21 protein-coding genes are annotated in these 22,601 nt (G+C 69.2%); 3 read left to right on the top strand and 18 right to left on the bottom strand.

Annotation, left to right across the window (positions count from 1 at the left end; all coding sequences use genetic code 11):
* Positions 1–217: 217 nt before the first annotated feature.
* Together rpoB and ACSHXC_RS16105 are read left to right on the top strand one after the other, a co-directional pair.
* Positions 218–3,703 carry a DNA-directed RNA polymerase subunit beta gene (rpoB, locus tag ACSHXC_RS16110; protein ID WP_344375218.1) on the top strand — a complete coding sequence of 1,162 codons (3,486 nt, stop codon included), beginning with the start codon at positions 218–220 and terminating at the stop codon, positions 3,701–3,703.
* A gap of 128 nt (positions 3,704–3,831) precedes the next feature.
* The gene (locus ACSHXC_RS16105) at positions 3,832–7,731 is read left to right on the top strand and encodes a DNA-directed RNA polymerase subunit beta' (RefSeq protein ID WP_114037211.1); all 3,900 of its coding nucleotides are present in this window, start codon (positions 3,832–3,834) and stop codon (positions 7,729–7,731) included.
* A gap of 61 nt (positions 7,732–7,792) precedes the next feature.
* On the opposite strand, the gene ACSHXC_RS16100 is transcribed toward ACSHXC_RS16105, so the two are convergent.
* The 15 genes from ACSHXC_RS16100 to ACSHXC_RS16030 form a co-directional block, all read right to left on the bottom strand.
* Entirely contained in the window at positions 7,793–8,056 is a 264-nt protein-coding gene (locus tag ACSHXC_RS16100) for a hypothetical protein (RefSeq protein ID WP_438292271.1), read from the bottom strand.
* Positions 8,043–8,285: a hypothetical protein gene (locus ACSHXC_RS16095; RefSeq protein ID WP_438292270.1), complete on the bottom strand. Its 243-nt coding sequence runs from the start codon at positions 8,283–8,285 to the stop codon at positions 8,043–8,045. Before ACSHXC_RS16095 ends, ACSHXC_RS16100 begins: the two co-directional genes overlap by 14 nt.
* 47 nt (positions 8,286–8,332) lie before the next feature.
* Positions 8,333–9,265 carry a peptidoglycan-binding protein gene (locus tag ACSHXC_RS16090; RefSeq protein ID WP_438292269.1) on the bottom strand — a complete coding sequence of 311 codons (933 nt, stop codon included), beginning with the start codon at positions 9,263–9,265 and terminating at the stop codon, positions 8,333–8,335.
* 83 nt (positions 9,266–9,348) lie between these two features.
* Positions 9,349–10,800 carry a phage tail protein gene (locus tag ACSHXC_RS16085; protein WP_438292268.1) on the bottom strand — a complete coding sequence of 484 codons (1,452 nt, stop codon included), beginning with the start codon at positions 10,798–10,800 and terminating at the stop codon, positions 9,349–9,351.
* Between the two features lie 30 nt (positions 10,801–10,830).
* Positions 10,831–11,544: a hypothetical protein gene (locus ACSHXC_RS16080; protein WP_438292267.1), complete on the bottom strand. Its 714-nt coding sequence runs from the start codon at positions 11,542–11,544 to the stop codon at positions 10,831–10,833.
* The gene (locus ACSHXC_RS16075) at positions 11,545–12,675 is read right to left on the bottom strand and encodes a hypothetical protein (RefSeq protein WP_438292266.1); all 1,131 of its coding nucleotides are present in this window, start codon (positions 12,673–12,675) and stop codon (positions 11,545–11,547) included.
* Complete coding sequence (locus tag ACSHXC_RS16070; RefSeq protein WP_438292265.1) at positions 12,672–13,781, bottom strand: hypothetical protein; 1,110 nt, start codon at positions 13,779–13,781, stop codon at positions 12,672–12,674. The genes ACSHXC_RS16075 and ACSHXC_RS16070 overlap by 4 nt, the downstream gene beginning before the upstream one ends.
* A gap of 44 nt (positions 13,782–13,825) precedes the next feature.
* Complete coding sequence (locus ACSHXC_RS16065) at positions 13,826–14,884, bottom strand: phage distal tail protein (RefSeq protein WP_438292264.1); 1,059 nt, start codon at positions 14,882–14,884, stop codon at positions 13,826–13,828.
* A 25-nt stretch (positions 14,885–14,909) separates the two neighbouring features.
* A complete protein-coding gene (locus ACSHXC_RS16060; RefSeq protein WP_438292263.1) occupies positions 14,910–16,070 on the bottom strand; it encodes a hypothetical protein in 1,161 nt (386 codons plus the stop codon).
* A gap of 39 nt (positions 16,071–16,109) precedes the next feature.
* Positions 16,110–17,174: a phage tail protein gene (locus ACSHXC_RS16055; protein ID WP_438292262.1), complete on the bottom strand. Its 1,065-nt coding sequence runs from the start codon at positions 17,172–17,174 to the stop codon at positions 16,110–16,112.
* Between the two features lie 52 nt (positions 17,175–17,226).
* Positions 17,227–17,892 carry a hypothetical protein gene (locus tag ACSHXC_RS16050; RefSeq protein ID WP_438292261.1) on the bottom strand — a complete coding sequence of 222 codons (666 nt, stop codon included), beginning with the start codon at positions 17,890–17,892 and terminating at the stop codon, positions 17,227–17,229.
* 661 nt (positions 17,893–18,553) lie between these two features.
* A complete protein-coding gene (locus tag ACSHXC_RS16045) occupies positions 18,554–18,892 on the bottom strand; it encodes a hypothetical protein (RefSeq protein WP_438292260.1) in 339 nt (112 codons plus the stop codon).
* A gap of 65 nt (positions 18,893–18,957) precedes the next feature.
* Positions 18,958–19,248, bottom strand: a complete 291-nt coding sequence (locus ACSHXC_RS16040) for a hypothetical protein (RefSeq protein WP_438292259.1) — start codon at positions 19,246–19,248, stop codon at positions 18,958–18,960.
* 118 nt (positions 19,249–19,366) lie between these two features.
* A complete protein-coding gene (locus ACSHXC_RS16035) occupies positions 19,367–19,942 on the bottom strand; it encodes a phage tail protein (protein WP_438292258.1) in 576 nt (191 codons plus the stop codon).
* A 74-nt stretch (positions 19,943–20,016) separates the two neighbouring features.
* Positions 20,017–20,424, bottom strand: a complete 408-nt coding sequence (locus tag ACSHXC_RS16030) for a hypothetical protein (protein ID WP_438292257.1) — start codon at positions 20,422–20,424, stop codon at positions 20,017–20,019.
* A gap of 456 nt (positions 20,425–20,880) precedes the next feature.
* Here ACSHXC_RS16030 and ACSHXC_RS16025 point away from each other — a divergent pair, with 456 nt between their 5' ends.
* Positions 20,881–21,183: a hypothetical protein gene (locus ACSHXC_RS16025; protein WP_438292256.1), complete on the top strand. Its 303-nt coding sequence runs from the start codon at positions 20,881–20,883 to the stop codon at positions 21,181–21,183.
* Between the two features lie 117 nt (positions 21,184–21,300).
* Here ACSHXC_RS16025 and ACSHXC_RS16020 read toward each other — a convergent pair whose 3' ends face one another.
* Genes ACSHXC_RS16020 through ACSHXC_RS16010 form a run of 3 tightly spaced genes read right to left on the bottom strand, consistent with a single transcriptional unit; the run spans position 21,301 to position 22,585 of the window.
* The gene (locus ACSHXC_RS16020) at positions 21,301–21,525 is read right to left on the bottom strand and encodes a hypothetical protein (protein ID WP_438292255.1); all 225 of its coding nucleotides are present in this window, start codon (positions 21,523–21,525) and stop codon (positions 21,301–21,303) included.
* The gene (locus ACSHXC_RS16015) at positions 21,522–22,223 is read right to left on the bottom strand and encodes a hypothetical protein (protein WP_438292254.1); all 702 of its coding nucleotides are present in this window, start codon (positions 22,221–22,223) and stop codon (positions 21,522–21,524) included. The genes ACSHXC_RS16020 and ACSHXC_RS16015 overlap by 4 nt, the downstream gene beginning before the upstream one ends.
* Positions 22,220–22,585, bottom strand: a complete 366-nt coding sequence (locus ACSHXC_RS16010) for a WhiB family transcriptional regulator (RefSeq protein WP_438292253.1) — start codon at positions 22,583–22,585, stop codon at positions 22,220–22,222. The genes ACSHXC_RS16015 and ACSHXC_RS16010 overlap by 4 nt, the downstream gene beginning before the upstream one ends.
* Between the last annotated feature and the right edge of the window lie 16 nt (positions 22,586–22,601).

Below are 22,601 nucleotides of genomic sequence, written 5' to 3'. Positions count from 1 at the left end.
ATCCGCCCTGGACATCAGTGTGCCGAGTGGCTACACTGTCCCTTTGCGCTGCCTGTTAGCTGTCCCCTGCCCGTCACCAGGGGCATGCCCTCGCTTGAGCACCTCGGATTGAACCGCCCTGAACTGGCCTTTCCGGCCGAATCAGAAACGTCTCTCTCTGTGCCCACGTGGGACCGGTACGCGCGTAGTGAGTCCGAGCCCTCGGAAGGACCCCCTCTTGGCCGCCTCGCGCAACGCCTCGACCGCCAATACGAACAACGGCGCCAGCACCGCCCCGCTGCGCATCTCCTTTGCAAAGATCAAGGAGCCCCTCGAGGTTCCGAACCTTCTTGCGCTGCAGACCGAGAGCTTTGACTGGCTGCTCGGCAATGCCGCTTGGAAGTCTCGGGTCGAGGCCGCTCTCGAGAGTGGACAGGACGTCCCCACCAAGTCCGGTCTGGAGGAGATCTTCGAAGAGATCTCTCCGATCGAGGACTTCTCCGGGTCGATGTCGCTGACCTTCCGCGACCACCGCTTCGAGCCGCCGAAGAACTCGATCGACGAGTGCAAGGAGCGCGACTTCACGTTCGCGGCCCCGCTCTTCGTCACCGCCGAGTTCACCAACAACGAGACCGGCGAGATCAAGTCCCAGACGGTCTTCATGGGCGACTTCCCGCTCATGACCAACAAGGGCACCTTCGTCATCAACGGCACCGAGCGTGTCGTCGTGTCGCAGCTGGTCCGCTCGCCGGGTGTCTACTTCGACTCCAACATCGACAAGACGTCCGACAAGGACATCTTCACGGCCAAGATCATCCCGTCCCGGGGTGCCTGGCTCGAGATGGAGATCGACAAGCGCGACATGGTCGGTGTCCGCATCGACCGCAAGCGCAAGCAGTCCGTCACCGTTCTCCTGAAGGCTCTCGGTTGGACCACCGAGCAGATCCTGGAGGAGTTCGGCGAGTACGAGTCCATGCGCGCCACCCTGGAGAAGGACCACACCCAGGGCCAGGACGACGCGCTGCTCGACATCTACCGCAAGCTGCGCCCGGGCGAGCCGCCGACGCGCGAGGCCGCTCAGACGCTGCTCGAGAACCTCTACTTCAACCCGAAGCGCTACGACCTCGCGAAGGTCGGCCGCTACAAGGTGAACAAGAAGCTCGGCGCGGATGAGCCCCTCGACGCGGGCGTGCTCACCACCGACGACGTCATCGCGACCATCAAGTACCTGGTCAAGCTGCACGCCGGTGAGACCGAGACGGTCGGCGAGTCGGGTCGGAACATCGTCGTCGAGACCGACGACATCGACCACTTCGGCAACCGTCGTCTGCGCAACGTCGGCGAGCTCATCCAGAACCAGGTCCGTACGGGTCTGGCTCGTATGGAGCGCGTCGTGCGTGAGCGCATGACGACCCAGGACGTCGAGGCGATCACGCCGCAGACCCTGATCAACATCCGGCCGGTCGTCGCCTCCATCAAGGAGTTCTTCGGCACCAGCCAGCTGTCGCAGTTCATGGACCAGAACAACCCGCTGTCGGGTCTCACCCACAAGCGCCGTCTGTCGGCGCTTGGCCCGGGTGGTCTCTCCCGTGAGCGGGCCGGCTTCGAGGTCCGTGACGTGCACCCGTCTCACTACGGCCGCATGTGCCCGATCGAGACCCCGGAAGGCCCGAACATCGGTCTGATCGGTTCGCTCGCCTCGTACGGCCGCGTCAACGCGTTCGGCTTCATCGAGACGCCGTACCGCAAGGTCGTCGACGGCCAGGTCACCGACGAGGTCGACTACGTCACCGCCGACGAGGAGGACCGCTTCGTCATCGCGCAGGCCAACGCCGCGCTCAGTGACGAGATGCGGTTCACCGAGCCGCGCGTCCTGGTTCGCCGCCGTGGCGGCGAGGTCGACTACGTGCCCGGCACCGAGGTCGACTACATGGACGTCTCGCCGCGCCAGATGGTGTCGGTCGCGACCGCCATGATCCCGTTCCTCGAGCACGACGACGCCAACCGTGCCCTCATGGGCGCGAACATGATGCGTCAGGCCGTGCCGCTGATCACGTCCGAGGCGCCGCTCGTCGGCACCGGCATGGAGTACCGCTGCGCGGTCGACGCCGGTGACGTCATCAAGGCGGAGAAGGCGGGTGTCGTCCAGGAGGTCTCCGCGGACTACATCACCGTCGCCAACGACGACGGCACGTACACCACGTACCGGATCGCCAAGTTCTCCCGCTCCAACCAGGGCACCTCGGTCAACCAGAAGGTTGTCGTGGACGAGGGCGCCCGCGTGATCGAGGGCCAGGTCCTGGCCGACGGTCCCGCCACCCAGCAGGGTGAGATGGCGCTGGGCAAGAACCTGCTCGTGGCGTTCATGCCGTGGGAGGGTCACAACTACGAGGACGCGATCATCCTGTCGCAGCGCCTCGTGCAGGACGACGTCCTCTCCTCGATCCACATCGAGGAGCACGAGGTCGACGCCCGTGACACCAAGCTCGGCCCGGAGGAGATCACCCGGGACATCCCGAACGTCTCCGAGGAGGTCCTCGCCGACCTCGACGAGCGCGGCATCATCCGTATCGGTGCCGAGGTCGTCGCCGGCGACATCCTCGTAGGCAAGGTCACGCCCAAGGGTGAGACCGAGCTGACGCCGGAGGAGCGCCTGCTGCGCGCGATCTTCGGTGAGAAGGCCCGCGAGGTGCGTGACACCTCGCTGAAGGTGCCGCACGGCGAGACCGGCAAGGTCATCGGCGTCCGCGTCTTCGACCGTGAAGAGGGCGACGAGCTGCCGCCGGGTGTGAACCAGCTGGTTCGCGTCTACGTGGCGCAGAAGCGCAAGATCACGGACGGTGACAAGCTCGCCGGCCGTCACGGCAACAAGGGTGTCATCTCGAAGATCCTTCCGATCGAGGACATGCCGTTCCTCGAGGACGGAACTCCGGTCGACATCATCCTCAACCCGCTCGGTGTCCCGTCCCGAATGAACCCGGGACAGGTCCTGGAGATCCACCTCGGCTGGCTCGCCAGCCGCGGCTGGGACGTCTCCGGTCTGGCCGACGACTGGGCCCAGCGTCTGCAGGCCATCGGCGCCGACCAGGTCGCCGCCGGTACCAACGTCGCGACCCCGGTCTTCGACGGTGCCCGCGAGGACGAGATCTCCGGTCTCTTCGAGGCCACGATCCCCAACCGCGACGGTGACCGCCTGGTGCAGCCGTCCGGCAAGGCGCAGCTCTTCGACGGCCGCTCCGGCGAGCCGTTCCCGGACCCGATCTCGGTCGGGTACATGTACATCCTGAAGCTGCACCACCTGGTCGACGACAAGCTGCACGCCCGCTCGACCGGTCCGTACTCGATGATCACCCAGCAGCCGCTGGGTGGTAAGGCCCAGTTCGGTGGCCAGCGCTTCGGTGAGATGGAGGTGTGGGCGCTGGAGGCATACGGCGCCGCGTACGCCCTCCAGGAGCTGCTGACCATCAAGTCCGACGACGTGACCGGCCGTGTGAAGGTCTACGAGGCCATCGTCAAGGGCGAGAACATCCCCGAGCCCGGCATTCCCGAGTCCTTCAAGGTGCTCATCAAGGAAATGCAGTCGCTCTGCCTCAACGTGGAGGTGCTGTCCTCGGACGGCATGTCCATCGAGATGCGCGACACGGACGAGGACGTCTTCCGCGCTGCGGAGGAGCTCGGTATCGACCTGTCCCGGCGCGAGCCGAGCAGCGTCGAAGAGGTCTGACGGGTCTGGAGGGGGCTCACCAAGAGCCCCCTCCTCCCCCTAGGCCTTATGGGCCTGGGAGGGACCCCCATCCGGACCCCCCTCAGACCATCTTGAAGAATCGACCCCGAAAGAGGGATTGACGACAAGTGCTCGACGTCAACTTCTTCGACGAGCTGCGGATCGGCCTCGCCACCGCTGACGACATTCGTCAGTGGTCCCACGGTGAGGTCAAGAAGCCGGAGACCATCAACTACCGCACCCTCAAGCCCGAAAAGGACGGACTCTTCTGCGAGAAGATCTTCGGTCCGACCCGGGACTGGGAGTGCTACTGCGGCAAGTACAAGCGCGTCCGCTTCAAGGGCATCATCTGTGAGCGCTGTGGCGTAGAGGTCACGCGTGCCAAGGTGCGCCGCGAGCGGATGGGCCACATCGAGCTTGCCGCTCCCGTGACCCACATCTGGTACTTCAAGGGCGTTCCGTCGCGTCTTGGCTACCTGCTCGACCTCGCGCCGAAGGACCTCGAAAAGGTCATCTACTTCGCCGCGTACATGATCACGTTCGTGGACGAGGAGCGCCGTACGCGCGACCTGCCGTCGCTGGAGGCGCACGTCTCCGTCGAGCGTCAGCAGATCGAGAACCGTCGCGACTCGGACCTCGAAGCCCGCGCCAAGAAGCTCGAGACGGACCTCGCCGAGCTTGAGGCCGAGGGTGCCAAGGCCGACGTGCGCCGCAAGGTGCGCGAGGGTGCCGAGCGCGAGATGAAGCAGCTGCGCGACCGTTCGCAGCGCGAGATCGACCGTCTCGACGAGGTGTGGAGCCGCTTCAAGAACCTCAAGGTCCAGGACCTGGAGGGCGACGAGCTGCTCTACCGCGAGCTGCGTGACCGCTTCGGCACGTACTTCGACGGCTCGATGGGTGCCGCTGCCCTGCAGAAGCGCCTGGAGACCTTCGACCTCGACGAGGAGGCCGAGCGCCTCCGCGAGATCATCCGCACCGGCAAGGGCCAGAAGAAGACCCGTGCGCTGAAGCGGCTGAAGGTTGTGTCCGCGTTCCTGCAGACCTCCAACAGCCCCAAGGGCATGGTCCTCGACTGCGTCCCGGTCATCCCGCCGGACCTGCGTCCGATGGTGCAGCTGGACGGTGGCCGTTTCGCGACCTCCGACCTGAACGACCTGTACCGCCGTGTGATCAACCGCAACAACCGCCTGAAGCGACTCCTCGACCTCGGCGCCCCCGAGATCATCGTGAACAACGAGAAGCGCATGCTTCAGGAGGCCGTCGACGCGCTCTTCGACAACGGCCGTCGTGGTCGCCCGGTCACGGGCCCCGGCAACCGTCCGCTGAAGTCGCTGTCCGACATGCTCAAGGGCAAGCAGGGTCGATTCCGTCAGAACCTGCTCGGCAAGCGTGTGGACTACTCCGCGCGTTCCGTCATCGTCGTTGGTCCGCAGCTGAAGCTGCACCAGTGCGGTCTGCCGAAGGCCATGGCGCTGGAGCTCTTCAAGCCGTTCGTGATGAAGCGCCTGGTCGACCTGAACCACGCGCAGAACATCAAGAGCGCCAAGCGGATGGTCGAGCGCGGCCGCACGGTCGTGTACGACGTCCTCGAAGAGGTCATCGCCGAGCACCCGGTTCTGCTGAACCGTGCGCCCACGCTGCACCGCCTCGGCATCCAGGCCTTCGAGCCCCAGCTGGTCGAGGGCAAGGCCATCCAGATCCACCCGCTCGTCTGCACCGCGTTCAACGCGGACTTCGACGGTGACCAGATGGCCGTCCACCTGCCGCTCTCCGCGGAGGCGCAGGCCGAGGCCCGCATCCTGATGCTGTCCTCGAACAACATCCTGAAGCCGGCCGACGGTCGTCCCGTCACCATGCCGACCCAGGACATGGTGCTCGGCCTCTTCTTCCTCACCACGGACGAAGAGGAGCGCGAGGTGAAGGGCGCGGGCCGTTCCTTCAACTCGACCGCCGAGGCGATCATGGCGTTCGACGCCCGGGAGCTCTCGCTCCAGGCGAAGGTCGACATCCGCTTCCCGATCGGCACCGTCCCGCCGCGCGGCTGGACCCCGCCGCTCGACGAGGACGGCGAGACGACCTGGCAGCAGGGCGACTCGTTCCGGCTGCGTACGTCCCTGGGCCGCGCGCTCTTCAACGAGCTGCTGCCCGAGGACTACCCGTTCGTCGACTACTCGGTGGGCAAGAAGCAGCTCTCCGAGATCGTCAACGACCTCGCCGAGCGCTACCCCAAGGTCATCGTGGCGGCGACGCTCGACAACCTGAAGGCGGCCGGCTTCTACTGGGCGACCCGTTCCGGTGTCACCGTGGCCATCTCCGACGTCGTGGTCCCCGAGGCCAAGAAGGCGATCGTCGCGGGCTACGAGGCGCAGGACGAGAAGGTCCAGAAGCAGTACGAGCGCGGTCTGATCACCAAGGACGAGCGCACGCAGGAGCTCATCGCGATCTGGACCAAGGCGACCAACGAGGTTGCCGAGGCGATGAACGCGAACTTCCCCAAGACGAACCCCATCTTCATGATGGTTGACTCGGGTGCCCGAGGAAACATGATGCAGATGCGTCAGATCGCCGGTATGCGTGGTCTGGTGTCGAACGCGAAGAACGAGACCATCCCGCGTCCGATCAAGGCGTCCTTCCGTGAGGGCCTCACCGTTCTGGAGTACTTCATCTCCACGCACGGTGCCCGTAAGGGTCTGGCGGACACCGCGCTTCGTACCGCCGACTCGGGTTACCTGACCCGTCGTCTGGTGGACGTCTCGCAGGACGTCATCATCCGCGAGGAGGACTGCGGCACCGACCGCGGCCTCAAGCTCAAGATCGCGGAGCGGGGCGCCGACGGCGTGCTGCGCAAGACCGAGGACGTCGAGACCTCCGTATACGCCCGCATGCTCGCCGAGGACGTCGTCGTCGACGGCAAGGTCATCGCGCCGGCCAACGTGGACCTCGGTGACGTGCTCATCGACGCCCTCGTGGGTGCGGGTGTCGAGGAGGTCAAGACCCGCTCGGTCCTGACCTGTGAGTCCGCGGTCGGCACCTGTGCCTTCTGCTACGGACGCTCGCTCGCCACCGGCAAGCTGGTCGACATCGGTGAGGCGGTCGGCATCATCGCCGCCCAGTCCATCGGTGAGCCCGGTACCCAGCTGACGATGCGTACCTTCCACACCGGTGGTGTGGCCGGTGACGACATCACGCAGGGTCTGCCGCGTGTCGTCGAGCTCTTCGAGGCCCGTACGCCCAAGGGTGTCGCGCCGATCTCGGAGGCCAAGGGCCGCGTCCGGATCGAGGAGACCGAGAAGACCAAGAAGATCGTCGTCACCCCGGACGACGGCAGCGAGGAGACGGCGTTCCCGATCTCCAAGCGTGCCCGTCTGCTGGTCGGCGAGGGCGACGCGGTCGAGGTGGGCCAGAAGCTCACCGTCGGTGCCACCAACCCGCACGACGTGCTGCGGATCCTCGGTCAGCGTGCGGTCCAGGTCCACCTGGTCGGCGAAGTCCAGAAGGTCTACAACAGCCAGGGCGTGTCGATCCACGACAAGCACATCGAGATCATCATCCGGCAGATGCTGCGCCGCGTGACGATCATCGAGTCCGGCGACGCGGAGCTGCTGCCGGGCGAGCTCGTCGAGCGCTCGAAGTTCGAGACCGAGAACCGTCGTGTGGTCACCGAGGGCGGTCACCCCGCCTCCGGCCGTCCGCAGCTGATGGGTATCACCAAGGCCTCGCTGGCGACGGAATCCTGGCTGTCGGCCGCCTCCTTCCAGGAGACGACCCGAGTCCTGACGGATGCGGCGATCAACGCCAAGTCCGACAGCCTCATCGGCCTCAAGGAGAACGTCATCATCGGTAAGCTCATCCCGGCCGGTACGGGTCTGTCCCGCTACCGCAACATCCGGGTCGAGCCCACCGAAGAGGCCAAGGCCGCGATGTACTCGGCCGTCGGCTACGACGACATCGACTACTCGCCGTTCGGCACGGGCTCCGGCCAGGCCGTTCCGCTGGAGGACTACGACTACGGTCCGTACAACCAGTAAGGCGTACGTCTGCCGAAGGGCGCCCACTCCGCTTGCGCGGGGTGGGCGCCCTTCGGGGTTTTCAGCGGGCGGCCAGCTGCCACAGGCCGAGCGCCGTGCCGGTCACCGCGGTGAGCGCGGCGATGCTGGTGACCGGCCAGCGGGCCCGCTCCAGGGCGTCCAGGCGGCTTTCGTGGTCGGCCAGCTGTCGGTCGGTCTGGTCGCTGCGTTGCACAAGGAGGGCCAGTGCCCCGTCGACCCGGGCGAACCCGGCCTCCAGGGTGCCGCGAAGGCGCTCCAGCTCCAGGGCGACCGCGACCGGGTCACCCGGGTCAGGCTCGGTCATCGGCGGCACCCGTGGGCTGGGACCGGGTGCGCAGCCAGCCGGGCAGCAGGGCCTGCACGGCGGGCAGGGCCATGACACGGGCGAGACCGCCGGCCACGGCGAGTGCTCCCGCGACCCACGGGAGGCTGGCGGAAACGCCGGAGGCGTCCACGATGGCGGGCAGCGCGAGGGCGAGACCGACGGCCGTTTGCAGGACGGTGCGCAGGGCGTGCTTGGCGGCTTCGGACATGGGGGTTCTCATTTCTGGGGGCTCGGGGGAGCTGTGCGGCCGGGGGATCAGGCGGTGTACGGGACCTTCAGGGCGTCCCAGGAGCTGCGGCCCGGCACGCCGTCGGCGTCCGCACCGTCGAAGCCGAGCTCCTTCTGCCACAGGGCGTACGAGGCGCGGTCGGCGGAGCTCCAGCGCGGGCCCGGGCCCTCCGCGTACGCCGAGCAGCCCTCGGCGACCAGGCGGCGGCCCATCGCGGTGATCACCGGCGAGTTCCGGCCCTCGGCGAAGAACTCGGCGCCGGGGAACGGCTGGTGGCGCCGCGGGCCGTTGGGGCTGGCCGCCGCGGCGATCGCGGCGGCGCCCTCGGAGGTCTCGGACGGCTTCCCGGACAGGCGGGCGGCGATGCGCGAGCGCATGTCGGGCATGCCGAAGCCGCGCGGGTCGCTCTTCCAGTCCGACCACTCCAGGTGGCCGATCACGCTCTTCGCGGACCAGCCGTGGGCCCGGCAGAGCGCCGCCGAGACCCGCTCGATTGCGTCGAGCTGGGCGGCCGGCCAGGGGTCGGAGCCGTCGCCGAGGTTGATGCACTCGAAGCCGTAGAAGCGGGCGTTGCCGTCGACCGCGCCGGAACTGCCCTCGTGCTGGTGGGTGGCCGGGGGCCGGGCGGCGTAGCTCTCGCCGATCACCGCGTTCAGGACGGCCGGGTCGCCGCCGCCCGCGTGGTTGGCGCGGCCGTTGCCGACCAGGTGGACGGTGCCGTCCTTGGCGATGACGCCGTGGCACAGCGGGCCGGGCAGCTCGTCGTAGCCGTCGTAGCACAGGCGGACCGAGGAGTCGGTGCCGCTGCTCACGGTGTGGTGGACGATCACGCCGTTGACCGGGCCCCAGGCGCCCTTGTGGTTGCGGTTGTGGTCGCGCCAGCCGTCGACCTCGACGACGGCGACGCCTTCGGCGCGCAGTGCGGCCACAAATGCCTCTGCGGACAAGGGAGTTGACATGCGATTCCTTTTCGGAGCGGGGACGGACGAATGCCCCCGGCGCCGCGGCACGGGGGGGCTTTCGGGGGCGGGTCGGGGGCCGGTCAGGCGACGGCGGCCCAGAGGGAGTTGGTGTCGGTGACGATGGATTTCGGGGCGAAGCTGGTCGGCAGCGAGGCCTGGCCCGTCGCGGGCAGCCGCCCGTAGCGGGCGAAGGCGTTCGGCATCCGGGCGGAGCCGGCCGGACGGTCGCCCGCGCCCGCTCCCATCGCGAACGCGGGGCCCTTGCCCGGCTCGGAGGGGCCGTTGACGACCAGCGCCACCCAGTAGCTGCCGGCCGGAGCGTCGTACGCCTTGGTCAGCGGGCACACGGCGGTGGCGCCGTCCTTGATGACGTCCTTGAGGGAGCCGGTGATGCCGACCCTGGTGCCGTTCGCGTCGTACAGACCCGCGTACGTCGCCTCGCTGAGGGTGCCGCCGACGTAGCCGGTGCAGTAGAAGGCGACGCTGCTGATGGTGGCGGGGGTGCTGAGGCGGATGCCCATCAGGTAGACGGAGCCCGCGCCGCAGTACTGCGAGCGGTTGCCGGAGGTGGCCGCCGGATCGAACCCCCAGGCCTTGAAGCCGAGGTCGCCGGGGGCCCAGCTGCCGGGGGTGGCGACGGCGTCGACGTAGTCCCGGCGCGTCAGATGGGCCGCGGCCGCGGGGGCGGCGGCCGAGGACGGTACGGAGGTGAAGGTCTTGGCGCCGTCGATGTTCTGCGTGCCGGTCAGCAGTACCGCCGAGCCGAGCGGGGCGGCGCCCACCGAGGCAGCGTCGAGGACGACCTTTCCGGTGCGGTCGTTGACCGACTGGACGGGGATGCCCTCCGGGCGTACGTAGCGCAGGTCGCCTGCCGCCTGGTCGAGCGCGTTGACGTCGGCCGCGCTCAGCACGACCGCGCCCTTCTTGCCGTTGACGGACGACACCGGGTCGACCGTGCCCGGCGGCAGCTGCGCGGCCGGCACCCGTCCGGCTGCGTCGAGCGAGGCCACGCCGTTCGCGACGCCGACGGAGGCCGCGGCCACCGCCTTGACGTCGGCGGGCGCGAGGACGATGTCCGCGGTGTTCCGGCCGTTCACCGACCGTACGACGCCGGGGGCGCCCGCCGGCCCCGCCGGGCCCTGCGCACCGGCTGGGCCGGGCGGGCCCGGCACGGCGACGTACTGGGGCGCCTGCGGGTCGGCGGGCGCGAGGTCGGCCAGGTCGACGGTGGCCTGGGCGGCCGGGAGCACGATGTTGTACGTGCGGTTCGCGGGCAGGCCGGAGAGCTGCTCGGTCACCGTGTACTGCCACTTGACCGGGTTCATGCCCGGGGTGTCGGTGGCCGGAAGGACCGCGCTGATCCGGCCGTCCGCGTCCAGCGGGGCCACGATCGGGCCGCCCAGGATGACATCGCTCGCGGTGTGCGTGAGCAGGGTGGGGGCGCTGAAGGTGACCGTGCCGCTCAGGGCGAGGCCCGCCGGGGTGAGGTAGCGGGCGGTGACGGTCACCGTGGGAATGGTGGTGGGCAACACGGAGGGGCTCCTAGAACTATCGGGCGGGGGTCAGGACTTGACGCCGTACAGCGCGCGGGGCGAGCAGCGGACGGTGGCGCCGGGCGCGGTGGCCCTGGCCTGCACCAGGAAGGTCACGGGGCTGTCGTACGGGGCCCCGAGGGGCGCGGTGAACTCCAGCGTCCCCGCGGCGCTCGGCCCGACCTGGGCGCCGTTGACGAGCAGCCGGACCTCGCCGCCCTGCGTCGCCGCGATCAGGCAGTACAGATTCGGGTGCTGGGCGATCGCGTTGCCGTTGTAGAGGGTGGTCCACTCGGTGGCCGAGGTGGACTCCCAGTGGCCGGTGTCCTCGGGGGTGGGCAGCGGATACGGGATGTAGGGGCGGGCAAGGCCCGCGCCGCCGGTGTCGTCGGCGAACAGCGCGTTGCCCTTGCGGTCGAAGACCTTCACCGACTGGTTGGGCTGGAGGTCGGGGGCGTCCGCGTGCACGGTGAGGGCCTTGGAGCCGTCGTCGCGCCGCACGAAGAAGCCCTGCTGCTCCTCGCCGCCGGGCCGGGCCGGGGAGACCTGGCCGATGTAGAGGAGCTCGGCGCCCTTCTGCTCGTCGCGGTTGCGCACCGCGAGCTGCCCGCCGTCGCTGATGACGACGTTGCCGCCGCTGATCCGGTCCATCGCGGGCCGGGTGTTGGCGCTGCCCATCAGGGCGCGGACCTGGCGTTCCAGGGCACGGATGCGGTCCAGGAGATCCGTGGGGATCGCGGCCATCTAGGCGTCCTCCAGTTCCAGGTAGAGCTTCGCGGTCTCGCTGCGGCCGCGGCCGGGCGGCGTCACCGTCAGGCCGACGACCCGGTAGCGCGGATCGGTGCCGTCCTGGTGCCAGCCGTCCCGGATGCGCAGCAGCACCGAGGCGCCGATGAGGGCGGGGGTGATGCGGCCGTCCACGCGGACGGTGATCTCGGGGATGACCTGCGGGCGCCTGGAGCGGGCGAGTTCGGCCCGGGCCAGGCTGTCCAGGACGGCCTTGTCCAAGACCCCGCTGTGGTCCGAGGAGCTTTCGAGGCGTGGCCAGCCCGCGTCGAGGTCGTCGGCGGCGACGGCCGGGTCGGACATCTGGGGGAGCGAGGCCGCGGCGTTGTTGTTGTTCGCGGTCTCGCCGCGGGCCAGCCACACATTGGCCTGCACGGTCGAGTCGGCGGGCAGGCTGTAGGTGAGCACCGGTCCAGGACGGTCCAGGACGATCGGCACCGAGCCGGTACGGATCTTGTGGTGGCCCAGCTGGAGCTTCTTGACCCGGGCGCCCGTCTCGGAGTCGCGGTAGCACTGGATGCGCCACTCGAATCCGTACTGGAGGGCGGCGAGCGCGTCGATCAGCTCGCGGACCCGGGCGAGGTCGGTCCGGGCGTAGGCGTGGCTGCCGAGCACGCCGGACAGGCCCTCGTCGAGGACGATGCCGATGTCGCCGCCGGGCTGCTCCTGGACGTGCCGTACGAGCGCGCGGACGATCTCGAACTGGTCGGTGCCGGGGGCCGGGAAGGCCAGATCGCCCGACAGGATGCGGTGGTCCAGGTACGAGTCGAAGGTGCCCGCCTGGATCTGCACGTCGAGCCGGCCGCGCTCGTCGCCGGCCGGGGTGCAGGTCCACAGGATGCCGCCCCACCAGATGTCGGAGCCGCGCTCCAGCCAGACCGCGGTGCGGCCGGGCCGGAGCGCCTCGCGGGCCCGCCCCGCGAGCGCCGCGTCGGGCAGCGGCACGGTGGCGCGCAGCTGGCCGGGCTTGCCGATGAAGTCGTCGAACTCGACCTCGGTGAGCGGCAGCGCGTCGATGACCCGGTCGGTGCGCAGGTCGCAGAACAGGGCGCGGTAGGTGACCTCGCCCGTGGGTGTCACGCGGTTCACGGGGCGACCTCGTAGGTGCCCCACACCTCGTACCAGCTGCCGGGCACCGGCGTCATCGGGTCGTCGGCGTCGACCCACACGCCGGTCGGCCTGCCGTTGGACTGGATGGTGGACCAGTTCCGGGCCACGCCGTTGGGGTGGTACGCGGTGCTGGTCTCGGCGCCGCCGTAGAAGTAGCCGCCGGGGTCGCCGCCGGTGCGGGCGCGGAAGTTGACGGTCAGACCGCGCGGGCCCGCCGGGCGGATCGGCAGGGTCAGGTACCAGTTGCCGTTGCGGCCCGGGCCGCCCCAGCTGCTGGTGGAGCCGATGGTGAGCGCGGCCTGGAAGTGCGCGATCGGGCCGTCCTTGATGTACCGGCCCCACAGCGTGCCGTTGCCGATCTTCGGGACCGGCGCGCCCGCGGTGGCCTGGCCCCAGGCCGGCGTGTAGTCCTCCCAGCCCGAGCGCGGCTCGGGGTAGGGCCGCCACTCCGTACCGTTCCAGCGCTCCAGGCTGCCGCCGTTGTCGCGGTACTGGCCGGGGTAGGAGCCGTTGTAGGCGCCGCCGCCCGGGATGATGCCGCCGACCGACGCGGTGGGCCGGCGCACGTCCTTCACGGCCGTGGTCCAGTCGATGCCGCCGTTGCCCGCGGAGGCCCCGATCGGCACCTTGACCTCGGCGAGCGCGAGGGCCGCCTCCGGGACGCGGGGTGCGACGGGGGAGGCGGCGTAGTCACCCTGGACGATTTCGAGGACGGCGGCGGTCCTGCCCGCGTCGTCGTACACCCGCAGCACGACGAGGTCGATGCGGGGCAGGCCCGGGTCGCCGTCGAGGAAGGTGAGGCTCGTGTACTCGGGGATGTAGACGGGGTAGGCGCCGGAGCCCGCGCGGCCCTGGACGACGGCCCGGCCCGGCGCGACGAGCCCGCTCATGCCCGCGGTGTCGCCGAAGACGTACAGGCCGGACATGAGGAACCGACCCTCGGGGGAGCCGGGGATCACGCCGCTACGGGTGGCGAGCGGGCCGTCGGGGGCCATGGTGCCGATCGGGGCGAGCCGAGTGTCGAGCCGGGACTGTCCGCCGTTGCCGTCGGTGCTGTTGAGCAGCCAGGCACTGCCGATGTTCATGCGAACTCCTAAGTGGTGTACGGAAGTTGAGGTGCGGGGGCGGGTCACCAGTGCGCGTTGCGCCAGGTGACCGTCGCCGACGGCTGAGGACCGGCAGGGCTCGGGTTCGAACCCGCCGCGCAGCGGAAGCCGAACGTGCTCTGGCCCGGCTCCAGTTGGAAGAGCTGCTCGGGTGTGGACCAGGCCGTGGCCGTGTGGATGCGCGAGGCGGTGTTGTTGAGCAGCACCGTGCCCGCGCCGGTGTCGACGGTCAGTACGTCGGACGTGGCCAGCGTGATGTCGTACTCCAGGCGCAGCCCGTCGCCGAGCCGGGTCAGCGACGGCCTGCGGACCGGGCCCCGGAACTCGATCACCGGGTTGGCGGGCGCGTCGCCGCTGTTGAACGCGGTGGCGAGCCCGGTGGACCTGGCCGTGCCCCAGCCCAGCGGCCAGGCGAGGCCGGACGTGGGAACGGGAGCCGGCGGCGCTTCGGCGGGCGCGACGAGCGGGGCCGGGGCGCCGGTCGGCCGGGTCTCCTCGTCGGGCTTGGGCGGGGGCTGGTCCGGGTCGGGCGTCTGGGCGGGCGGCCGCTCCCAGGTCAGACCCGTCTCGGGCAGCGGAAGCCCGGTGCGTACGGACTGCACGTCGAGCGAGAAGCGGCGCGGATCGGCGCAGACCCACTGCACGGTCGCCTTGGCGGCGCCCTGCGTGACGTACATGCGGTCGTGCGGAATCGAACGCTGGCTGACCCGGGCCTGCACGGCCAGCGTCTCGCCGTGCAGTCGTACGGCAAGCCACTGCTCGCCGGAGTGCACCGAGGTCGCGGCGCGGAACCGCTGCGCCACGGCGGCCGCCTGCTCGCGCTGGTCGGGCAGCAGCCAGACGGACGCGGTGACGGTACGGGCTTGCGACCACTGGGCGCCGGGCCAGGCGCCGTGCTGGTCGGGGCGCAGCACGTCGCCGCTGTCGAGGCCGGGGAGGTCGGCCCAGCCGGTGAGACCGCTGTCGGCGATCTCGTAGTCCGTGCCGGGCCCGAAAAGAAGTCCGGCCCACTGGATCTGCCCGTCGCGGGTGATCAGTGAGCCGGGGGGTTCGGTAGTGGTGGTCAACTGTACTGGGGGCATGGGTGGTCGGCCCTCACCTTCTGGGTTACGTGGTGTGCGCCAGGAAGAGCAGTTCCTCGGCGATGCCGTACGAGCCGCGGCCCTCGGGCTCGTGGTAGTGCTCGATACGGGGGGTGCGGGCGGTGGGCCGCGCGGCGCGGGCCGCCTCGGCGGTGCGGGCGAGCAGCGCGTCGAGCCGGGACAGCGGCAGGACGACCTCGGCCTCGCCCGCCTCGGCGAGGATCACCGGGACTCCGCCGGTGCGGGGGGAGACGACCCCGCCCTCGGCGAGCATCGGGATCTTGGCCAGGTCGACGCCGAAGTGCTTGCCGAGGATGCTGAAACTGAGGCTGTTGAGTCCGTCGATGACCCAGTTGGCGAAGGCGATGAGCCCGTTGATCGGGCCCTTGATGACGCCGACGGCCATCTGGAAGCCGCTCTCCAGGAAGCCGCCCATGCCGTGAAGTGCCTTCTCCATGGCGGAGTTGACCGTACGGAAGGCACCCGGAACCGATCTGGTGACCCACTTCAGGGCCGGCTTGATGACGTCTCCGAGCCCCTTCCAGAACCCGAGGACGACGGTCAGATAGCCGGTGACGACGGGGGCGATGTACGTCAGGGCGGTCTCGATCAGGCTGCCGACGGTGGAGAACACCGTCTCCATGAGCTGCTGTCCGAGCTCGGAGTTCAGCGCGAACTCGATGAGCTGTTCGGCGAACGGGGCGAGCAGGGTGGCGACCAGGACCCATGGGTTGGCCTTCATGACCAGGTTGACCGCGGTCATGACCGCGCCGGCGATCTTGAGATTGCCGCCGAAAAGGGTGGCGACCTTTCCGAGCACGCCGGAGCCCTTGCCCGCCAGCCCGATGGACTTGGCGGCACTGTCGGAGCTCCGCTTCAGGTTCTTGAGCTCGCGGGTGCCGCGCTGGGCGCCGGACTTGACCTTCAGGATCCCGGAGCCGGCCCCGCGCGCCTGCCGCCCGAGTGCCCCCGCGGCCCGGCCGGCCGCGTCGGCGCCGGTCGCGAACTGCTTGATGTTCTTGCCGGCCTGGGTGGTGGACGCCCTGATCCGGTCGACGGCACGGGCGGCGCCGGTGATGCCGTTCCGGGCGCTCCCGGCGGCCCGGGCGGCCTGACCGACCGAGCCGCCGAAGTTACGAAAGGCACCGCTGGAGCCGGCGAGCGGATGGGCCAGGGCTGCGGCCATGGGAGTCCTCCCTCCGAGGGGTGTTCCGGGTGTTGTGGCTCATCCCCGGGCCTTGGCGAGGAAGAGGAGGGCGCGGGCGGTGTGCTGGGGGTCGGTGCTCTGGGTGGCGTAGTAGTTCTCGATGTGGAACCCGTTGCCGTACCCGTCGGGCCCGGCCGGGACCGATGCGGCACGGGCCGCGGTACGGCTCAGCAGCCGGTCCAGCTTCGACAGCGGCATGACCGCCTCCGACTCGCCCGCCTCGGCGACGATCGCGGGCACACCGCCGCTGCGCGGGGCGACGATGCCGCCCTCCGCGAGCATCGGAATCCTCGGGATGCTGACGCCGAAGGTCTTCCCGCCGACCAGCGGGACCCAGCCCGGGATCGACACCTTGATGCCGTTGAGGGCGCCGATGGCGGAGTTGATGAGCCCGATGACCATGTTGAGCGGGGACTTCACCGCCGACAGGATCCCGTCGAAGACCCCGCCCGCGAAGCGGGAGAGCCCGCCCCAGGCGCTGGACAGGGCGTTCTTGACGGTGTCGAACGCGCCGGGGATGAAACTGGCGATCCACAGGGCGATGGGCAGAATGGCCCCCTTGATCCCGTTCCAGACCGACGAAATGACCTTCCCGGTGGCCTTCATCAGCGGCCCGATCGCCTTCATCACGGTGTCGACGGCCTTGCCGATGACGTCGAAGGCGACCTTCATGATCTTCTGCATCGCCTTCGACTTGGTCGCCATGGCGACGACCTTCTCGATGAGCGGGGCGAAGAGTTCGAGCAGCATCCCGATGACGTTGCCCTTCATGGCCTTGTTGAGCCCCTTGAACCCCCCGTCGGCGTTCTTGAGCCCGCCCTGGAGCTTCCCCATGGAAACCCCGCCGGCCCCGGCCTCCTTGCCGACCTTCCCGACGGACTTGGCGGCCTGGTCGGCGGCGGTCTTCATCCCCTTGAGCTCACGAGCGGACTGCTGAGCGGCCCCCTTGATCCGCCCCACATTGCTGTTGGCGGCCCCGGCCTGCCGCCCGAGGGCACCGGCGGAGCGGCCGGCGCCGTCTATTCCTGTTTTGAATCCTTTTAGCGAGCCGGAGGCTCTGGTCAGGGACTGGACTAGGGACATGTTCTATTCCGATCCTGTTTTCGCGGCAGTGCCCTGGGGCGGGGAACCATTCTCAGTGCGCGACCAATTCTCTTTCGAGTTCCCGAACCTGCTGCGCCAGGGATTGAACGGTATGTCCGGTAGCTTGTGCATCCCGCTGCACTTTCTCCCTGGCTTCCCTGGCCGCGGTTTCTGCGGCTTTCGCGTTGTCTCGCAGCTGCTGCGCCCGCTGGATGTCCACCCGGGCGTTGTAGTAGGCGACGCGGAACGCGGCGACGTCCTCTTTTGCTTTCCTTGCCTTCTCGGCGTCGCGAGGGTCCAGTCTGGCCTGCTCAACGCTATCCCTTGCAGTTTGCCCAGCTTCTTCCAGTTTTCCCTGAAGCTTGGATGCCCGCTTATCCGCGGCCTCTTGTTTCTGCTTCTCATCCCGGGCGTGTGGCCAGGTCCACTTCTGCTTGCCGGCGTATACAATTCCCTTTTCGTCCATCTTGAAAAGGGCGCCATCGACTTTTACGGGAGTGAATCCGAGCGCTATGGCGCCGAGCCCGACCTTGAGCCCCTCGATGCTTCCGCTCAAAGTGCTGATGGTGTTGGTCCAGCCATTGACCGTCAGCCCCAGGCCGTTTACGGCAAAGTTGACATCATTGATCTTCCTGTTGAATTCGGCATGCTCCTCCTTTGTGTCTTCGAATTTCTCGACGAAGTAATCGCTCACCAAGGGGCCTGGATCGATGGCCATCTCGTTACTCCATTCGTTCGGAGGTCAGGCAGTTCTTGATCTCTCCTGCCGACTTGTGATAGTTTGCCGTAAATTTGCGAATTATTGGCCCTGGGGGGGTCTGTGCTGAGTTGGATGTGGCAAAATTCTTTGTGGCTTGTGTACGGATTTATCGTGCTCGTGCCGACAGCTCTCTACGTATTCCCATTCGGCATCTACCCATTGCTGGTAGATCGCAGGCTCCGCAAGACGGGAGTGGCTGTCACTGCGGAATGCACTGGTGCATCCTGGGATGAGGGCCGGGTGCTGGAGTTCTTCCGGTTTACCACTCTGGACGGGCGTGCCACCTCATACCGGAGCCCTCTGGCCGACGGTCGAATTTCACGTGACGGCGAGAGGGTCCAGGTGATTTACGATCCCAGGTCACCGGACCGCCGGGCGCGTACGGAAATGGAGTTGTACGGAGGGAAGTCTCAGGGGCGCGGAGATCTGAGAAACGGGATCATTCTGCTGGGAACGGTCCACCTGGTGCTCCTCCCTTTTATAGTTCTGCACTTTCTTTGACAGGCCCATAGTCCTGCCCTGTGCGCGGTGGCGAGAAGCTCGTCTCTCCGTCGAACAGGGGCGTGTCGATTTCGGTGGAGAGATCTGTGGGCGACGTGAAATCGCGGATCCCGTTGGCTCAGAAGAAGAAGCGGGCCAACTCCTCCGGGCCGGGCAGTGAATCGTTCGCCCCGGGCGTCAGTGCCTCGTCCTCAGAGGCCCCCAAGGAGGCCGGCCGCGGCACCCCCTCCGGATACTCCAGCGGATCGGAGTCCTCGCCGCCATTGATCGTCGCCGTCATCCAGTTCGCCACCGCCAGGTGGTCCACCGTCGCGGCCAGCAGGTGCGTGGACGCGTCCCACTCCACCGCCTCCCCGTGCAGGTCGCGGTTGACCGCGCTGTCGCGTGGCAGGTGCTTCACGAGGACCGTGAGGCGGCGGGACGACACCGCCCCGCGGTGCCAGTCCAGCAGGTCCACGCCGTAATGGCGTAGCAGGTCGGCTTCGAGAGCCTCGGCGTGTTCTTCGACGAACGCGTCGAGGCTCAGTCTTCCCCCAGGCCGAGCCCGGTCTCCTTGCCGTACGCCTCCAGGACCGCGGCGATGTCCTGCATCGTCACGTCGTGCTCCAGGAACCGCTTGAACTGGGCCTCGCCCAGGAGCAGTCCGAGCAGCCCGTCGACGTCGCTGTCGTCGAGTTCCCGCAGCGCGCGGGCCGTACGGTGGCCGATCTCGGTGGGGAGTTCGAAGGTGTCGCCGTCCAACTGGAAGGACCAGGCGGTCCCGTGGGCCTCCAGGCGCTGGGCGCGGGCCGCGTTGACGTCGAATCCGGACATGGTGCTGCTCCTAAGTAAGAGAGAAGGGGGGAAGGGGAGGGGCGCCGCCCCGGCGGCGGGGGCGTTGGGCGGCGCCCCATTCAGGCGGGGCGGGGTTCCAACTCCCGCCTCTGGCGCACTACTTCGTAGCGAACGCCTTGTCCTTCATCAGCCACGTCGCCAGCGGCGCGTCCGGCTTCGTGGCCATTGCCGTGAAGGTGACGCCGAGCTTCACGGCGCCCTTGCGGTTGAGGTCGACGTCGTCGGAGACGGTCACCAGGCCGCGCGGGACGACGAAGCGGTAGCGCACCTCGGCGCCGTCGGTGAACTCCACGCCAAGGGCGCGCTCGTCCTCGCCCTGGTCGCTGTGGATCTCGTACTTGTAGAGGCCCGAGTTCGGGGCGGTCTCGACGACCTCGCCGCCGCCGAAGAAGAACGGCAGGGTGTCCTCGTTGAGCTGGAGCATGCCGAACTTCAGGGTCAGTTCGCGCTCGGTGTAGATCGTGCGGGCCGGGGTCAGCGACTGCCAGGTGTCGATGTTGGCGGTCTTGCCCTTGCGGCCGAACTTCACGCCGTCGGTGCTGGTGTAACCCAGGTCGTGCCAGGCGGTGCCCCAGTCGGTGGTGGTGTCCGCGGGGGCGTCGGTGCCGACCTTGGCGAGGAAGATGCGGCCGGTGCCGGCCACGCGGATCTCGCTCGGATTCATTCCGGACATGGTGGTTCTCCTAGTTCGTTCAGGATGCGCGAAAGGCCCCGCCGGATTCGGCGGGGCCTTCATGGGGAGGGCGGTCAGGACGGGCGCAGGGACAGGCGCACCGTGGTCAGATAGCGGTTGCCGGCCGGCCGGTTGTAGTCCGGCAGCCAGCGCACCGCCTCGGTCTCCACGACGTCGGTGACGACCGCGGTGCCGTACGTGGTGCCGCGGAGCTGGAGGAGCGCGGCGCGGACCGAGAGCGACACCGTGTGTGCCTCCGTCTTGGTCTTGCCGTACACCTCCAACTCGACGAGTGGCTGGTCGAGATGGAGGTCGTCGACCCAGGCGCCGCCGGTCCGGGAGACCAGCACCGCCTGGTGCGTACCGTCGAAGTCGGCGGGCGGGCGGTTGTCGACCGCCACCCCGGCCAGCTCCGGCCGGTACTTGAGGTGGTCGACGATCAGACGTTCCACGTCGGGGAACGCGAGCAGGGCCTCGTTCAACCGGGCCTCCTTTCGGTGAGTTGAAGGGCGGAGTGCGTCGAGCGGCGGTGGGTGCGGGCCGCGCGGGCGGTGCGGAGGGCGGGAGAGCGGGCTGCCGTTCGGCCCGTACGCACCGGAGCGCTCAACGAGAAGCGGCGGGCCGCACCCGGTAGGGGGCACAGCTCCGCCGCTGCACTTATTGTGAACGAGATCGTGCGGGCACGCAACTTGAGGTTTCGAGGGCGCAATTACGCCTGTCGCTCGTGGTGCTCGACGAGCCGCTCATCTGCTGAGCGATCCGGGCGCGGCCCTCAGGGAACACAGTGTCAGTTCCTCGGGTTAGGTTTGTGGTTGTCGCGCACTCTGGGGCATCTCATGACAGATGCCAGGGAGTGGCACGGAAGGGCATATGGGCCGTCAAAGAGCACCTGGGGGTGGCATGAGCGAGCAGGTCGTGGGGTGCGGAGGAGTCACGCGGTGAGTGTGTACAGCGAGCGCGTCTCGGACGTCGTGACCGCCACTGTGGAGGTGGCCGCCGACTCCGCCACCGCAGGGTCCTTCACCCCCGAGGTCGCCCGGGCGCTCACCGCCGTCGTCGGCAAGGTGGCGGAGCGGGCCATCGGGGACGCGGAGCTCAACGGGTTCGTCACCGGGTGGCAGGAGGCCATGGCCACCTTCGGGGACGACACCCCGGCCGACGCGCAGGTCTACCAGGTGCCCGCGTGGGACGTACGCGGCCCGGCCGGGCGCAGCGGTTCGCCGCGGCCCCGGGTGCGCTAGCCGTCCGACGGGGGCGGGTGGGGCCCGCCCCTGGAAGTCGCGCCGAACCCCCTTCGTACATACGAGTGCCCCGCAGCCACACCGGCTGCGGGGCACTCGTATGTACGGAGATGGAATTCAGGCGCGGAGTTCGTGGGGCCTGCGCGTTGCCCGCTCCGCGGCGAAGACGTCGGCCAGGTGGAAGAGATGGGAGCGGCCGCTGCGGCCCGCCGGTGCGATGTGTCCGAGCTGGACCCACTTACGGATGGTGTCGGGGGTGACCGCGGCCTCCTCGGCCGCCATCGCCGTGGTGATGAGGGCCCCGGCCGGGGTGTAGGGGGCAGTCGTACGCGTCCGGCTCATCGGGAGACCCCTTCCGTGTCGCACGCCGCCGACAGCACCTCCGCTGGCCCCTCCGCGTCCTGAGCCGCCGTCAGTTCCGCCAGGTCGCCGTCGGTCGCTTCCGCGAGGCGCTGCCAGTCGGCCCGGACCCAGGAGTGCCGGTGCGCGGCGTCCGTACGACAGCCGCACTCCGCCTCGGCGCAGCGGCAGCCCGGGTTGACGCACAGGACGGTCTCGCGGTGCGGGAAGACGCGCAGGGACACGGAGTCGCAGTGCGGGCAGCGGCCGCCGACGCGGACCGGGCTCTCGGCATCGCCCAGCGCCAGCGAGCAGCGGCGGGCCATCCGGCGGGCCTCACCGCGTACGTGCTCGGCCAGGATCGGGCGTGCCGCGACCTCGTCGAGCAGGCCGATCAGCCGGGCCAGGCGCTGCTCGACCGTGCCGCGCGGCGGGCGCGGTATGCGCAGCTTCTCGGTGACCGCCTCCTCCAGCTCCACCACGCCGTCGGTGATGTCGCGGATGGTGTCGGAGATGAACAGGCGTATCGGTGCGGCCGGTGCGGTGGGCCGACCCGAGCGCACCGCGTCGAGCGGGCGGGTGCCCCGGCCGGGGGCGAGCTCCTGGTGCAGCTCGGGGAACTGCCGGAGCAGGATGCCCAGCCAGACGGCGGCGGGGTCGGGGCGGTGGCTCATGACTGCTGCTCCTGTGCTCGTGCTCATGACTGCGGCTCCCGACGGCGGTCGGGTCCGGAACCGGCGGGGGGCGTGCGAAGGCGGTCGGCCGTGCGGGGGCGGTCGAAACCGGCCGGGATCTTGACCTGTTGGCCGTTGCGCCACAGGCGCCCGCCGCTGACGCCGTCGAACCAGCTGCGGCGCGGCGCGACGGCCTCCAGGCAGGAACGGCGTACGGGGCAGATGTCGCAGGCGCGCAGGGCGGGCCGGGCGGCCTCGGGCTCGCGGGCGAAGACGGCATCGTCGGGCAGGCCGATGCAGGCGGCGTGCGTACGCCAGTCCTCGGAACGCCGGGCGGCGGGATGGCCGCCCCGGGACAGGGGTGCGCGGGCGGGTGCGGGTGCGGGCATGGGACGGAATCCCTCT

It is taken from the genome of Streptomyces sp. HUAS TT7 (assembly GCF_051550175.1).
In the GTDB taxonomy this organism is placed as follows: Bacteria; Actinomycetota; Actinomycetes; order Streptomycetales; family Streptomycetaceae; genus Streptomyces.
The sequence above is the reverse complement of the archived record's forward strand: the minus strand, read 5'-3'. Positions and strand labels throughout refer to the sequence as shown.